This window comes from Priestia sp. HNGD-A6 (assembly GCF_045784335.1).
Lineage (GTDB): Bacteria > Bacillota > Bacilli > Bacillales > Bacillaceae_H > Priestia > Priestia zanthoxyli.
Map to the genome: position 1 here is coordinate 4,872,584 of NZ_CP138621.1, position 13,755 is coordinate 4,886,338.

At 37.1% G+C, this 13,755-nt stretch carries 15 protein-coding genes; 11 read left to right on the top strand and 4 right to left on the bottom strand.

Annotation, left to right across the window (positions count from 1 at the left end):
- The first annotated feature begins 52 nt into the window (after window positions 1-52).
- The 4 genes from SCI76_RS25355 to SCI76_RS25370 all read left to right on the top strand — a co-directional run bounded on the left by SCI76_RS25355 (window position 53) and on the right by SCI76_RS25370 (window position 3,473).
- Entirely contained in the window at window positions 53-1,024 is a 972-nt protein-coding gene (locus tag SCI76_RS25355) for a PHB depolymerase family esterase (RefSeq protein ID WP_033580627.1), read from the top strand.
- A 339-nt stretch (window positions 1,025-1,363) separates the two neighbouring features.
- A complete protein-coding gene (locus SCI76_RS25360) occupies window positions 1,364-1,783 on the top strand; it encodes a CBS domain-containing protein (RefSeq protein WP_033580628.1) in 420 nt (139 codons plus the stop codon).
- 262 nt (window positions 1,784-2,045) lie between these two features.
- Window positions 2,046-2,462, top strand: a complete 417-nt coding sequence (locus SCI76_RS25365) for a hypothetical protein (protein WP_063247728.1) — start codon at window positions 2,046-2,048, stop codon at window positions 2,460-2,462.
- A 57-nt stretch (window positions 2,463-2,519) separates the two neighbouring features.
- Entirely contained in the window at window positions 2,520-3,473 is a 954-nt protein-coding gene (locus SCI76_RS25370; RefSeq protein WP_063247729.1) for a sporulation protein, read from the top strand.
- A gap of 29 nt (window positions 3,474-3,502) precedes the next feature.
- Here the strand turns inward: SCI76_RS25370 and SCI76_RS25375 are convergent, their stop codons facing one another.
- Complete coding sequence (locus SCI76_RS25375; RefSeq protein WP_047750563.1) at window positions 3,503-4,828, bottom strand: hemolysin family protein; 1,326 nt, start codon at window positions 4,826-4,828, stop codon at window positions 3,503-3,505.
- A 668-nt stretch (window positions 4,829-5,496) separates the two neighbouring features.
- Window positions 5,497-6,129 (bottom strand): spore coat protein, encoded by a 633-nt coding sequence (locus tag SCI76_RS25380; protein WP_028412794.1) that lies wholly within the window; start codon window positions 6,127-6,129, stop codon window positions 5,497-5,499.
- A 208-nt stretch (window positions 6,130-6,337) separates the two neighbouring features.
- Between SCI76_RS25380 and SCI76_RS25385 the strand changes: the two genes are divergently transcribed.
- Window positions 6,338-6,889, top strand: a complete 552-nt coding sequence (locus SCI76_RS25385) for a hypothetical protein (protein WP_033579460.1) — start codon at window positions 6,338-6,340, stop codon at window positions 6,887-6,889.
- Between the two features lie 23 nt (window positions 6,890-6,912).
- Here the strand turns inward: SCI76_RS25385 and SCI76_RS25390 are convergent, their stop codons facing one another.
- Entirely contained in the window at window positions 6,913-7,365 is a 453-nt protein-coding gene (locus tag SCI76_RS25390; RefSeq protein WP_028412796.1) for a Dps family protein, read from the bottom strand.
- Window positions 7,366-7,557: 192 nt separating this feature from the next.
- On the opposite strand from SCI76_RS25390, the gene SCI76_RS25395 reads away from it, so the two are divergent.
- The 3 genes from SCI76_RS25395 (at window position 7,558) to SCI76_RS25405 (ending at window position 9,361) form a co-directional block, all read left to right on the top strand.
- The gene (locus SCI76_RS25395; RefSeq protein WP_013057684.1) at window positions 7,558-7,839 is read left to right on the top strand and encodes a hypothetical protein; all 282 of its coding nucleotides are present in this window, start codon (window positions 7,558-7,560) and stop codon (window positions 7,837-7,839) included.
- 93 nt (window positions 7,840-7,932) lie between these two features.
- On the top strand, window positions 7,933-8,106 hold the full coding sequence (locus SCI76_RS25400; protein ID WP_013057683.1) for a hypothetical protein: 174 nt from the start codon (window positions 7,933-7,935) through the stop codon (window positions 8,104-8,106).
- Between the two features lie 553 nt (window positions 8,107-8,659).
- On the top strand, window positions 8,660-9,361 hold the full coding sequence (locus tag SCI76_RS25405; RefSeq protein WP_063247730.1) for a poly-gamma-glutamate hydrolase family protein: 702 nt from the start codon (window positions 8,660-8,662) through the stop codon (window positions 9,359-9,361).
- 51 nt (window positions 9,362-9,412) lie between these two features.
- Here the strand turns inward: SCI76_RS25405 and SCI76_RS25410 are convergent, their stop codons facing one another.
- Window positions 9,413-9,682 carry a CPCC family cysteine-rich protein gene (locus tag SCI76_RS25410; RefSeq protein ID WP_063247731.1) on the bottom strand — a complete coding sequence of 90 codons (270 nt, stop codon included), beginning with the start codon at window positions 9,680-9,682 and terminating at the stop codon, window positions 9,413-9,415.
- Between the two features lie 287 nt (window positions 9,683-9,969).
- On the opposite strand from SCI76_RS25410, the gene SCI76_RS25415 reads away from it, so the two are divergent.
- The 3 genes from SCI76_RS25415 (at window position 9,970) to SCI76_RS25425 (ending at window position 13,737) form a co-directional block, all read left to right on the top strand.
- Window positions 9,970-10,530: a copper resistance CopC family protein gene (locus SCI76_RS25415; protein ID WP_047750564.1), complete on the top strand. Its 561-nt coding sequence runs from the start codon at window positions 9,970-9,972 to the stop codon at window positions 10,528-10,530.
- Between the two features lie 4 nt (window positions 10,531-10,534).
- Complete coding sequence (locus SCI76_RS25420; RefSeq protein WP_255901423.1) at window positions 10,535-11,596, top strand: copper resistance D family protein; 1,062 nt, start codon at window positions 10,535-10,537, stop codon at window positions 11,594-11,596.
- A gap of 413 nt (window positions 11,597-12,009) precedes the next feature.
- Window positions 12,010-13,737, top strand: a complete 1,728-nt coding sequence (locus SCI76_RS25425) for an ABC transporter ATP-binding protein (protein WP_034270099.1) — start codon at window positions 12,010-12,012, stop codon at window positions 13,735-13,737.
- Window positions 13,738-13,755: the final 18 nt, after the last annotated feature.

Sequence of the window (13,755 nt, forward strand, 5' to 3'; positions counted from 1 at the left end):
GGACGTAATTGGGAAGAAAAATGAAAACGTTGACAAAAAGAGGAGGGGTACCATGTTGGGTTCACTACCTAATGTTATAAATACGTCAACGCTCGTGTCTTCAAGTGAACAACAAGAAGCGTCATCTGAATCATTTAAAACATATACTCATAAAGGAAAAAAATTCAAGGTTTATTTACCTAAATCCTATCATATTTTGAAATCTTACCCACTAATGGTTATGCTGCATGGATGTACACAAAATGCAGATGATTTTGCGATAGGCACGCAAATGAATGAGCTCGCCGACGAAAAGGAATTTATTGTCGTATATCCACAGCAGTCTTCTAACTCAAATATGAATAAATGCTGGAACTGGTTTGAACCGCTTCATCAAATTAGAGGATTTGGCGAGCCAGCGATTATTGCAGGGATTGTAAAAAAAGTCCAAAACATGCACTTTATTCAGAAAAATAAAGTGTTTGTTGCCGGTCTGTCAGCAGGAGGAGCCATGAGCATCGTCATGGGGGTAACGTATCCAGAACTGTTTGCTGGCATAGGTGTGTCAGCAGGTATCGAATATCAGGCGGCTCTTAACGTATTTAATGCGTATTCCGTCATGGCCAGTAAAGGTCCTTCCCCCGTTAAACAAGGAAGAATTGCTTATCAGCAAATGGGAAAACGGGCAAAGCCACTGCCGCTCATTGTATTTCATGGTAACGCCGATTCGACGGTAAATGTAGCCAATGCAGATCAAGTGGTTCACCAGTGGATTACAACGAATAATCTTGCTTATAACGGAAAAATAGATGGATGGATTCAGAATAGCCCTGTTAAAACGAGAGAGGAAAAAATCCTCTTTGGACGGGATTATACAACGTATCGCTACGAAAGCAGTAAGGGAGAATTGGCTATTGATAAATATATTATCAATGGAATGGGGCATGCATGGTCAGGAGGGAATTCAGCGGGCAGCTATACGGATCCTAAAGGCCCCAATGCTAGCCGAATCATGTGGGACTTTTTCATGAGTCAAAAAGTATAAACAGAGCATATAATGAGGTTCAGTTGCGTTCTTATCGCAGAGAAGAAGAGCTGAAAGTAGCTCTTCCGGCCCTTATTAGTATAAAGCAGCAGCTGCAGGAGCAATCATTTTAACTAGACGGTTTTTTCTAAAAATTAGGATTTGATTATTTAGAAAACGGGTACTGTAATAAAGAAATATGAAGCCGAAATTACATAGCTTAGGATTGACAGCTTATAGTTGTAAATGTAAGATAACTGCGAGCTGCATTTTGTATGATTAAAACATTAAAATAAGCCGAAAACTGAACAAATAAATAGAAATTGTAAGATGAGCGGGTAAGGAAAAGGAGATTAAAAAATGAATATTGCATTTTTCTTAGTACCAAAAAGTGATGTTGTAACATTAAATATTCACTCCACATTAAGACAGGCTCTTGAAAAAATGGAGTATCATCGCTATTCTACAGTTCCACTGGTTGACGATGATGGTAAATATGTGGGCGTTCTTACTGAAGGAGATCTTCTTTGGAAGTTAAAAAGCCTAGGAGACTATCGCTTTCAAGATACGGAAAATATTAAATTAACAGAGATTGACCGCTATCAAGATTATAACCCAGTTGCTATATATGATGAAGTTCAAAACATCCTTTCAAAGGCAATTGACCAAAATTTTGTGCCTGTAACGGATGATCAAGGCGTATTCATTGGAATTGTGAGAAGAAGAGAAATTCTAGAGTTTTATGCAGAAAGCGCAAGTAAAGTGAAAAATCAAATATAAAAAAGGCCATCTTTAGATGGCTTTTTTCTTGTCTTAGCTGCCCCGCATATACTCCTAAAAACAGGCTTAGGTCATGGCCCACAGCAATGCACTTCCTTGTACTAGTTTACATAATCTATTTATATATAGGTATAAAATTGCCTATATAAATCTTATTTATAGATAAGGATGGTTTATGTGAATTACAACAACAAAAAGAACTGTTGCTGGTGTTCTAATCAGTATTATTACAAAACTTCTGGTTATGATCCAAGAAGTAGCCATGAAGGAAAATGCTGTCATAACGATTATAAGCATAACGATCATTGTCCTAAACATGATGATGATCATCGTTCAGGTCATAAAAAATGTCACCATGGTGGAGGTCACGACGGCAACCATGGCGGAGGTCACGACGGTAACCACGGCGGTTGTCATGGCGGAGGCCACGGTGGCAACCATGGCGGAGGTCACGACGGTAACCACGGCGGTTGTCATGGCGGAGGCCATGGCGGTAACCACGATGGAGGGCATCACGATGGTAACCACAGTGGCTGTCATCACGGCGGACATCACGGCGGTTGTAGAAAACGTCATTGCTGCAAAAGACGTAACTGCTGTTGGGGCTGGGTTTTTTAATACAGGAGCTTCAAAGCAACAGAAAGAACTCAAGAAATTGAGTTCTTTTTTTGTAAGTTGAAACTTATAAACGGTATAATTCGTATATATAGTAAGAGCATTTTGGAGGAGGAAAAAAATGTTTAAAAAAATGTTTGCTAAAATTGGAGTTGGAGCTGCCAAAGTGGATTTACGACTAAATGAAACGGCCTATACGCTCGGTCAAGTAATTGAAGGAGCTATTGTCATCCAAGGTGGAAACGTTCAGCAACATATTAATTTAATTGATGTTGAATTTTGGCTTGAAGTTCAAATGAAAAGCGGTCAAATGCATACACATCGTGTGGAAAGCCTGCGCGCAGCTTCTTCATTTACAATTAATGAAGGTGAGAAAAAGGAAATTCCGTTTACATATCATTTACCTTTGGATCTTCCAATCTCTGCGAGCAACGTTAGCTATTTCTTTAAGACACACTTAGATATTGAAGGGGGAGTTGACTCAACAGACCGGGATCCTGTGCGCATCAAAGCACCAAAAAGCTTATATCAGCTAGTAGAGGGCTTTGAAGCACTTGGGTTTAGAGAAAAACACCATTCAGGAAAATTTAACGGATACAAACAAGAATTTGCATTTTTTCCTACAGACTTCTTAAAGGGATATGTAAATGAGGTTGAGTTTGAGGTAGCCATTGAACGAGAAGGTATACGAGTGTTATTGGAGCTAGATTTGCCTTCTTTCGGCCGGGAGAGGGAAATAAAAAACGAACTCTTTTTTACAAATGATGAACTAAGCCATCCATCCACTATCGCTCGTTTGCTGGAAGAAGCGATGGAAGAGATGATGGAAAATCCTCGAGACTATGAATATTATAAGCCTTCTCACTATGATCAGCATTCACATCATCCACGTATGAGCGGGTTAGGAGGAGCAATGGGAGGCTTTGCAGCCGGTATGTTAGGCGGGCTGCTCATTGAGAATTTGATCGATGATATGTTTGAAGACTCGGCGCTTGGTGAAATTGGAGAAGATATTGAAGAAGCCGGGGAGGATCTGTTGGATGGAGACTTTTTTGATGGAGGAGACGATTGGTAAAAGGGATTTTAAACAACTAAAAAGGATGATTAATGATGATCATCCTTTTTTTCTTTCTTCTTTCTTTTTTTTACTTCTATATACTTAATGTGAAAATCTTCTATAATCAAAACTTTAAAGTAAAATTGCTCATGCTGAATGATATCATTTTTGGTCACATCAAACTTTTCGGTTAACACCCACCCGGCAATGGTATCTACTTCTTCGTCGCTAATATCCGTACCGAGTAAATCATTTACTTGGCTAATGAGCATTTTTCCGTCAAGAATATAGTGATCGTCTTTAATTTTTTGTACATAAGGAATTTCGTCCGTGTCAAACTCATCTCGAATTTCTCCCACAATTTCTTCAATAATGTCTTCTACTGTCACAAGCCCCGCGGTTCCACCATACTCATCAAAAAGAATAGCCATTTGAATGCGTTCTTTTTGCATCTTTACGAGCAAGTCATGAATAGGTACGGTTTCAATTACTTTAAAAATAGGCTTGACATATGATTCTAACGTATTAGTTCCGTCTTTTTCGTTAAATACAATGTCGTTATAAATTTCTTTAATATTAACGAGACCAATTATCTTATCTTTATCTCCATCTTCAACAATTGGATAGCGGGTATATTTTTCGACATTTGCAATTTGCAAAAAAACCTCTACCACGTCATCTTTAGAAGCACTTACAATTTCCGTTCGTGGGACCATTACTTCTTTAGCTAAACGGTCATCAAAATCAAAAATTTTGCTCATATATCGATATTCGGACTGATTAATTTCACCGCCTTCAAAGCTTTCAGATAACAAAATGCGAAGTTCTTCTTCACTATGAGCAGCTTCATTTTCCGAAATCATCGTTATACCAAACATCTTGGTCAACATACGAGCTGAGCCGTTTAATATTTTAATGAACGGATACATAAGTTTGTAAAACACGATAATCGGTTTTGCAAAGTTCAGCGTAATTTGTTCAGCCATTTGAATAGCAAACGTTTTAGGAGCTAATTCTCCTAAGACAACATGTAAAAAGGTAATAACAACAAATGCAATGACAAAAGATAAAATACCAGCAAGCGGCTCATTCGTATGGAAGGTAGTAAAAAGAGGATGAAGCAACCGATCTAGCGTCGGTTCACCAAGCCAACCAAGCCCGAGAGCCGTGATGGTGATACCAAGCTGACAAGCGGATAGATATTCATCTAAATGCGTAATAACATGTTTGGCAGATACGGCTTTTTTATTTCCTTCTTCTAGAAGCTGATTGATTTTTGAACTCCTTACTTTTACAATAGCGAATTCTGTCGCTACAAAAAAAGCAGTTAATGCAATCAAAACTGCGACTAATAGTAATTTTACGGCGATCATCAAAGTCACCACCTTGTATGTAAATGTATATCTTAAGTGTTAGCCAAAGTGGAGAAAACATGTATTAAATCGGGAAAAGAAAAACGCACATAAAAAAACTGCTTCTATCTTTAAAAAGAAAAAGAAGCAGTTTATTATGTTACATGTTCATTTAGGGGAATTAATCTTAACTTTACCATCATGGTCTATCACATATCGGTTCTACAGTTCAACTGACTTTTAGCAAACGTATTGCGAGCGTGTTATGACACCTCCTTTAACTGTAATCCGAGTATATATGATGCATCTCTCACTCCTTTCTATTAGTTAACTGTATTATAATACATAATTAATCAAAATACTACAAATATTCAGAAAATAATTCAAAATGCATAGTTTTTTGTCATTTTCTGAAATATATGCGCAAAAGAGATTGAGACACAACTATATCAATCGAATCTAAAGGGGAACAAATTGGATAAATGGTCGAGTATGGATCGCTTTTTCCACCGCTGTTGATTTCCGTGCATGACTTCACTTCCCGCAGGAGTCTTCGCCTTTCCCTCCAATCAACAGCTAGAAGCAACTCTAAACATAACCTATATTCACTATACTAATGAAAAGATCCGAACGATGAATCGTTCGGATCTTCCTTTAATTAAAATACGTTTGCCCCAGCCTCTTTGTAATTAATGCAGCTTATGGTTATTAGGCATCTGAGGAGAGGCAGTAGCTTTTGCGAAACTTGTGATCATTTGCTGCATATCTTCTTTTGCAAGCTGCGGCACTTGATAATAATGATGTTTGTTTTGATAAAGAGAAATTTCATAAGCCATTTCAATCCAATTAGGAACACTGTCTCCGAATATTCGGCGAACAACAGGATTAGTTATTTCTAAAGCTGTCATAGTTAAAAGAGATGCTTGAGACTTGACTAGACCCAGCATATGACCTGAAATTCCTTTTTCATTAATTTCCTCAACGGACTGATTCGGCTTTTTAGGCTGCGAAGGCTTTAAGCCATAAACAAAGGTATGAGACTGCTTCATGTTATATACATGTGTAGAACCGGCCGGCTTTTGGCCAGTAGAAAAAGCTTCTACGATTAAATTATATTCATTTAAAATAAACTGATATTGCCGATCAATAATATCAAGCAGCTCTTGTTCTTTTACATATTGCCTAAACATCATAAACTGATCCATTACATTGATCGAGCCGGCAAGTGTTTCATGAACGTCAAACAGCTCATGCCCTCCATGGTTCAATTGAGGGGGGACAGCTCCAGTTTGCATGTTTGTAGGAAGTTCGTGATTATTCATACTAAGTCCTCCTTAAAATCGGTATCGACTATAGTCTTTAAACTTCTTCAAGTTTTATACTCAAACTTGATTTATTCATAAAATGTTGCTCTACATAACTTAATTTACCTCTAGTTAGTTAATTAAAGGGTAAAAGTGAAAGGGTTTTATAAAAAAAAAGCGAATATCAATAACAATTCACGATCTATAGATAGGGGAATCAAAAAACATGAATGAGCTGCTGTCATACTCAAGTGAATTAAAACATGAAGCAAATCAACTGGTGGTATCCAACCGTTTATTTAATTTGTTAAGAGAGTACGGTTGCCCGCTCTCAGGGGAGAGTTTTGAGTTAAATGTCATGACAAATCGCATCATTAATTTTTACGTAGGAAATGATGAAATGGATGAAGAATCTATTTTTCACATGGGGTATCAGCTTACAAAGCGTTTTCAACCTTATAAGATGATATTTGCTAATGAAAAAGGTAAGTATCAGTGGAGTGTGTATATGATTCAGAAGGGTGAAGAGTGGAAGCTTGATATTTCCGTGCTTCCAGAAAATATCGTGAAGGGCAAAGTTGAGAAACAAGTATTATTAAAATCACTTCTCACTGAAAAGAAGCGGGAATGTATTTTATTTTTCAAGCAGCAAAGCGGATATAATCGCTACTATACGAGTGATCATGTCTATAAGGCTGTGCTAGAAGATGACATTTACGATGATATGTCTTTTTTTATGTGGCTGCAAAAACAAAAAAAAGGAAATCAACAAACGTAAAAAAAGAGCCGATTGGGCTCTTTTTATGCATGTACGGATGTTTTTACAGGTAAAGCAGCTTTTAGCATCCAAATATGTTTTTCAATGTTGCCAATTGTCCCAATGAATAAGTCAGCTGTTACGTGATCATGTGCTGCTTCAGCTTTTTCAACTGCATTTTTTAGGTTTTTAACAAGTAGCGTATAGTCATTAATTAAGGTTTCTACCATTTCTTCACTCGTTTGCTCATTCCCATCTTCAGAAAGAGTAGCTGCTTGTAAAAATTGCTTCATCGTAGCAATTGGGCTTCCTCCAATGGCTAGTAATCGTTCTGCATATTCATCTATATAGTCCGCCGTCTCATTATAGAATTCTTCAAATTTTTCATGAAGCGTAAAAAATTGAGGCCCTTTTACATACCAGTGAAAGCGATGTAGCTTTGTATATAATACGTTAAAATCGGCAATTTGTTGGTTCAATACGTTTTCTAAATTCATAGTTAATAGCCTCCTAATGAGTTGTTGTTATCTTATGTTTATATTATATCAAATATCAAATTAAAATCAATACTTATTTATAATTATTATTAAATAATAATCAGAATGCTTTTAAATTGCAGTTATTCTCTTTAAAAACTCTAAAGATATGATAGGATAGAGCAAGAGTATTGAAAGGAAGAAGGGGTAGTCATGCATATTACACCAGAAGCAAAACAATTAATTAACAATATACTTGAAGAGCAGGAGATAACAGGAATTCGCTTGTATTTCAAAGGAATTAGCTGTGAAATCCCTAACATTGGGTTAGCTTTTGAAGAGCCTTTTGAAAATGATGAAATGTATGAAGTCGACGGAGTACAAGTAGCAATGGAAGCTTCCATTGTGCCTTATACAAATGAATTAATGTTAGATGTCCATACAACGCCGTACGGCCCAGGTTTAGCATTAGTTGGAGCTAAAGAAGCTGAGTAAAAAATTTATGTAAGAGAAGCTAACAGGTTTGTTGTTTGTTTTGGTAAACCTTGGTTTAATTAATTCAAACGTTAGTGAAATGGAGGGGGACCTATGCTTCTTTCTCATCATGTAACGGTTGAACAAAGACAGCAAATCAAACGCTTTAAACAGCAAATACAAGACGCAAAAACGCTAGATGAGCGCCGTTTGTATCAAGCCCAGCTAAATAAATTTGTTGAGCGCCTATTTATTGAGAATCGCTTGCAGCGCAGCGGCGAACAATAAAAAACACCTAGAAAAGAAGCCTTCAAAGAAGGTTTCTTTTTTTTTTAGTAGATTATTATACTTTTACACCTTGTAATTATTCATTTTCTTATATATTGCCCTTTATCTATTTGAAATTCGGTTTTCTGTATGAATATAGCACTAAAAACGTGTAAGTGACTGTTAAATGAAAGCGCTTTCTGTTATAGTGAAGGTATAGAATTGTACTTGTTCACCTACAATGTTCATAAGGAGTGGTTTGTATGATTGAAAGAGGAAACTTCTTAATTGGTTTAGCGTGGGGAACATCTTTGAGCATACCTTTATGGATCGCCTTCTTTGGCTGGATAAAATTAGTTTGGCGCTTGCTTTAAATAAATAAAAACAAAAAAGTAAAAAACTTCAGTGGATATGCGCTGAAGTTTTTTTAAATAGTATAAATAGGTATTAAGAACTATTAAATAAATTGTATTTTCAAACGATAAGTAAATAAGACTACTAAAATATTATTTTTGGATTTTTTAGGATTCTAATGTTTTAGGTCTTATTGCATAATAGAAAGCGGGAGTACAAATTGAAAAGCTATCGTTTAGTAAGTTTCTCTACCTTATTTATCTGTCTATTCGTTTTATTCATTTCACCTTTTCAAGACACATCTAGTGCATCAACTGATAAATATCAAAATTTCAAGCAGCTCTCACAGCACGAGTCTTCAGCTAGCTATAAAGTGACGACTAAAGAAGCGAAAAGCCCTGTCCTTATCTTTGCTCCACACGGTGGAGGAATTGAAGGCGGGACAAGCGAAATTGCCAAAGAGCTTAGCAAACAAAATGCTCTTTACCTATTCGAATCGTTAAAATCGAAAGGTTCGCGAGATCTGCACCTCACAAGCACTCATTTTGATGAGCCCACAGCGCGTAAGATGGTAAGCATGTATGATAATGTTTTATCTCTTCACGGGTATTCTGGGAATGAAAAACATATTTTTGTGGGGGGAACTGATCGGGAACGTGCAAAAAAATTAACGCAATTATTAAATCAAAATGGATTTCCCGCGGAACTGATTACAAAAGGGCATGATGAGATTGCAGGCATTAACCCTAAAAATATTGCAAATAAAAATCGTACCGGCAAAAGTATTCAATTAGAGATTAGCCAACCGCTGCGAAGTGCTATGTTTCATTCATTCACTTCACAAGGAAGAGCTTCGTCTAAAACTCAAACTTTTTATAAGTTTACAAATGTGCTTTCTACGTTTGTTTCCACTTCTTACTGATTTAAAAAAAGAATGCTTTCACAAGCATTCTTTTTTTATAAACTAGTTTTCCTATTCGTGACTTATAATAGGTTTCCAGTTAAAATCTTTTACATCTTGAACAGAAGGCTTTCTCACGTGCTGTAAGCTTTCCTTATTACATGCTCCATAAACTAGAAAATTTTGCTGAGCTTCTATTAAAGAAATAGAGTTGGCTCCTAGTTCATTGGCATTCAGCTTTTGATACGGATCGTCTTCCCAAAAACATATCTCACAAATATCATAGTCACCATCACTGTCTAACGATTGATAACCGCAGCAAGGGCACGTATACTTTTTCATTGTTCCTATCCTTTCTGTATGGGATTTTAAGCTATAAAAAAGTCAGCCATCTTATTTAACTATTTTACTATATTCAAAGGTAACCTGAAAGAATATTCAAAAAAATTACAGCAGCATATTTCCTAGGATTTGTGAACATTTTATAACGAATTGGTGATAGTTCTTGTGAGATTGAGTGAAAAAGGAGTACACTTACTAGGAAAATAGATCGTGTTCGGAAACGTCTACATAAAAACATTTTTGGATATGATGAATGAAAAAGAAAAAAGAGATAGGGAGTCATAAATATGAAAAAAATAATAGGTTTACTTTTAGCATGCTTTTTAGCTGTCCCGACAGTTAGTTTTGCTCATACACATGTGCAAACAACAGTACCGGAAAATGGTGCAACTGTTACAGCTCCTCTAAAAGAAATTAAATTAACCTTTGAAACACCCATCGAGAAAATCAGTACTGTGACCATTACAAAAGATGGACAAAAAATTTCACTTGCATCGCAAAAAGTAGAGGGGCATGATTTAATAGCTTCTGTTGATCAGCCTCTTGAAAACGGATCTTACGCAGTAAACTGGGAAATTGTAGGGGAAGATGGTCATGTAATGAAAGATTCGATTGCTTTTAAAGTAGATGTGAAAGATGAAGCGAAAGAAGAGAATACTCAAGCAGCCGGAAAAGATAGTGAAAAAAAGCAAGGCGCCACGCAATCCGAACAGCACCAAAAAAGTGCAACAGCAAATGATGAGAAAACAGAGAACAATGATTCTTCATCGTTTTTTGTTATCATGATTATTGCTATTGTAGTGGTGGTTGGCGCATTACTCTTAATCTTCAGAAAGAAAAAGGCTTAAAAAGATGAGTGTTTTGTTGCCTGTTTTTGAGTGGTTCACATACGTAGCTCTTTCCTTATTATTAGGATTTGCCGTACTGCAATATGTGCCCCTTACAAAAAAGCCAACAATTTTATTATCAAAGCGATGGCTACTTGCAAGTGCAGCGGCTGTCGCTCTTTTTTCGGTTGGAAATTCGCTTGAGATTATTTTATCTTTTTCAAAAATAAGAGGGTTAGGTGAAATAGTTCGTCTTGTATTATTGGAAACAAGAACGGGACACGCCTGGATCTTTGTTGTACTGATTGCTATTTTATGTATGGTTGCTGTTTCAATAGAGAGCCACCCCCATATGTATACATTACTGACTGTAGCCTTAGTGGGAGGAATCGCCTACGCAAGTCACGCAGCATCCGCTTCTGTGCTTAGCGGCATGTTGTCTCATTCCCTTCATATTTTAGCAGTTGGACTGTGGGGAGGAGTGGTTCTGATTGTTGCCGCTTTTTCAAAAGAAACCTCCAATTGGAAAAGTTTCTTAAGCTGGTTTACTCCTTTTGCGATCGCTTGTTTTGTGCTTCTTTCATTAAGTGGGTTCATTTCGATGGTTATTATCATGGGGCTGTCCAACTATGTAAATTCATGGGCTACAGATTACGGGCAATCTCTTTTGTTAAAGCATATTACGATTATTCCGCTGCTTGCATTTGCCGTCATCAATGGCTTTCTTATGAAAAAAGCGATAAAACATCCAGAATATAAGCCCGTGATGTGGATTCGAGCAGAAAGCATTATTTTGCTTATCATTTTTTTATTTACAGCTATCATGGTAACGCAATCGCCGCCAACTAATATAAGTCATATGGCAATGGATTCATCGATTCTTCCTTTTATCTATGGGAAACAAGTGACGCTGCCTCTAACGTTTCACGTAACGATTGTAGGAATCCTATTCTTATTTGTTGCACTGCTGTTTTTTGTGTATTTACTTGTTTGTTTTTACAAAAAGACAGTATGGCTCAGCGTATTAAGTGCGGGTTTGTTTGTGTTTGCTTTTTATATTGCGATGATGACAAGTATTCAAGTCTAAAAACAGTGAGAAATATCTCACTGTTTTTTTATTAGCCATTAAAAGTAGTGTTATCTCTCGGGCCATTTCTCGGAGAAGGGGGCATCGGCATTTGGGAACTAGAACCGGAGCCGGATGTAGAGCCGCTTGGAGGCGATATATTTCCTGCGTTTCCAAAAATAACGATCCCGCCAGAAATTGTGCCAATAGAAATAGATTTAATATAAACAGACATCCTTATTCAACCTCTCATCTAGTAAAAGAATTCAGTGTACCACAGTATATGACCAGCTTGTCATTTTTGTATAGACGAGTTTAAAAAATAGGTAAAAGCTTAGAAGTTCAGGTTGAGAAAGGAAATGGTGTAAAATAAGATAGAACTTTGAAGGTAAAGTGTTGATATCACCTATTAAAAGAAGTAGAAAGGAACTAAGATGAATACGCAAAAAGGAATTCATTTTTCATTTAAAAAATTATGGTTGCTAACGAACCCTCCGACAGGAAAGCTACTCATTTCGTTCATACTGGCCTTAATTAATACCGGAGCGTCGCTTTCTATTCCTCTTGTCATTAAAGAAGTGATGGAGAAAATTGCAGTAGGCGTCTCACCGCAGCTTATAGCAGGACTCCTTGGTTTATTTGCTGCTCAAATGGCAACAAGCGCAGTATCTCTTTATCTCCTTGCTCAAGTAGGCCAAGGTGTTGTAAAAGAACTCAGACATAAAGTGTGGAACAAGCTCATAAAGCTTCCGGTTTCATTTTACGACCAAAATCGTTCCGGTGAAATGGTAAGCCGCATTACAAATGATACAACCATTGTGATGAACTTATTGTCAACAGAAATGATTGACTTTGTTAAAAATATTTTATCTATTATCGTTGCCATTGTTATTTTATTTACGCTTGATGTACCCATGACGCTCATTTTATTAGCGGTTATTCCCGTTATGTTTGTACTGGTTATGCCGCTAGCGAGAAAAATACATAAAATTTCACGTGAGCAGCAGGATAAAATGTCCAAGCTTACAGCTTTTTTAGCTCAAATGCTGAGTGAAATTCGCTTGATTAAAGTATCCGGTTCAGAGAAAAAAGAAGTTGATTCAGGCTTACAATCGTTTCAGTCACTCTACCTCTTCGGTGTAAAGAGAGCTAAAATTGAAGCTATCATTACACCGATTATTAGCACGGTGATGACCGCTGTTATGATTGCCATCGTCGGGTTTGGTGCATACCGGGTGAGTGAGGGATTTATCACTGCAGGAGAGCTGGTGGCTTTTGTTCTTTACCTTTTTCAAATTATGGTTCCGGTTGGTTCACTTACCCGATTTGTTACGAGCTTTCAGCAAACTAAAGGAGCTTCAGAAAGAATCTTTGATATATTAGCTGAGAAAGAAGAGAACTATGAAAATGGAGAAGTGCTTGAACAGGTAGGGAGTTTAAGGTTCGATAAAGTTGCTTTTCAATATGAAGATAAACCCGTATTGCAGGAAGTTTCATTTTCTGCTAAAAAAGGAGAAGTTACCGCATTTGTTGGACCTAGCGGAGCTGGAAAATCTACTGTTTTTTCTCTTATCGAACGCTTTTATGAGCCTTCATCGGGTCACATATTCTTGGATGGAACAGACAGTCAAAACGTCAACTTACGTTCGTGGCGTCACCTATTTAGCTATGTTCAGCAAGATTCTCCGATTTTAGCAGGAACAATTCGAGAAAATCTCATTTACGGATTAGAGCGGCATGTGACGGATGAAGAAATAGAAGAAGCAGCAAAGTTAGCGAATGCTCATCATTTCATTCAGTCCTTTGAAGCTCAATATGAAACAATGATTGGAGAAAGAGGTATTAATCTCTCAGGAGGACAGCGACAGCGTATTGCAATTGCCCGAGCGCTGTTACGAAATCCTCAGTTTTTATTACTGGACGAAGCGACAGCTAGCTTGGACTCCGAGTCAGAAAAGCTTGTGCAAGAGTCATTGGAGACAGTAATGAAAGAACGCACATCACTCGTCATTGCCCATCGTCTATCTACGGTCATTAATGCGGACCAAATTGTTGTAATAGAAGAAGGGCAAGTTACAGGAAGCGGAACGCATAAAGAGCTGTTAGCCTCTCATTCTTTTTACCGGCGTTTGGTAGAGCAGCAGTTTCAAACATCCCTATAGAACAAACAAAAAAAGACT

Bases quoted from the DNA above. Each gene is read 5' to 3' on its own strand.
- SCI76_RS25425 (WP_034270099.1), top strand. From the start codon at position 12,010: ATGAATACGCAAAAAGGAATTCATTTTTCATTTAAAAAATTATGGTTG.
- SCI76_RS25410 (WP_063247731.1), bottom strand. From the start codon at position 9,682: ATGAAAAAGTATACGTGCCCTTGCTGCGGTTATCAATCGTTAGACAGT.
- SCI76_RS25370 (WP_063247729.1), top strand. From the start codon at position 2,520: ATGTTTAAAAAAATGTTTGCTAAAATTGGAGTTGGAGCTGCCAAAGTG.
- SCI76_RS25375 (WP_047750563.1), bottom strand. From the start codon at position 4,828: ATGATCGCCGTAAAATTACTATTAGTCGCAGTTTTGATTGCATTAACT.
- SCI76_RS25355 (WP_033580627.1), top strand. From the start codon at position 53: ATGTTGGGTTCACTACCTAATGTTATAAATACGTCAACGCTCGTGTCT.
- SCI76_RS25360 (WP_033580628.1), top strand. From the start codon at position 1,364: ATGAATATTGCATTTTTCTTAGTACCAAAAAGTGATGTTGTAACATTA.
- SCI76_RS25420 (WP_255901423.1), top strand. From the start codon at position 10,535: ATGAGTGTTTTGTTGCCTGTTTTTGAGTGGTTCACATACGTAGCTCTT.
- SCI76_RS25400 (WP_013057683.1), top strand. From the start codon at position 7,933: ATGCTTCTTTCTCATCATGTAACGGTTGAACAAAGACAGCAAATCAAA.
- SCI76_RS25365 (WP_063247728.1), top strand. From the start codon at position 2,046: ATGAAGGAAAATGCTGTCATAACGATTATAAGCATAACGATCATTGTC.
- SCI76_RS25390 (WP_028412796.1), bottom strand. From the start codon at position 7,365: ATGAATTTAGAAAACGTATTGAACCAACAAATTGCCGATTTTAACGTA.
- SCI76_RS25385 (WP_033579460.1), top strand. From the start codon at position 6,338: ATGAATGAGCTGCTGTCATACTCAAGTGAATTAAAACATGAAGCAAAT.
- SCI76_RS25380 (WP_028412794.1), bottom strand. From the start codon at position 6,129: ATGAATAATCACGAACTTCCTACAAACATGCAAACTGGAGCTGTCCCC.
- SCI76_RS25395 (WP_013057684.1), top strand. From the start codon at position 7,558: ATGCATATTACACCAGAAGCAAAACAATTAATTAACAATATACTTGAA.
- SCI76_RS25415 (WP_047750564.1), top strand. From the start codon at position 9,970: ATGAAAAAAATAATAGGTTTACTTTTAGCATGCTTTTTAGCTGTCCCG.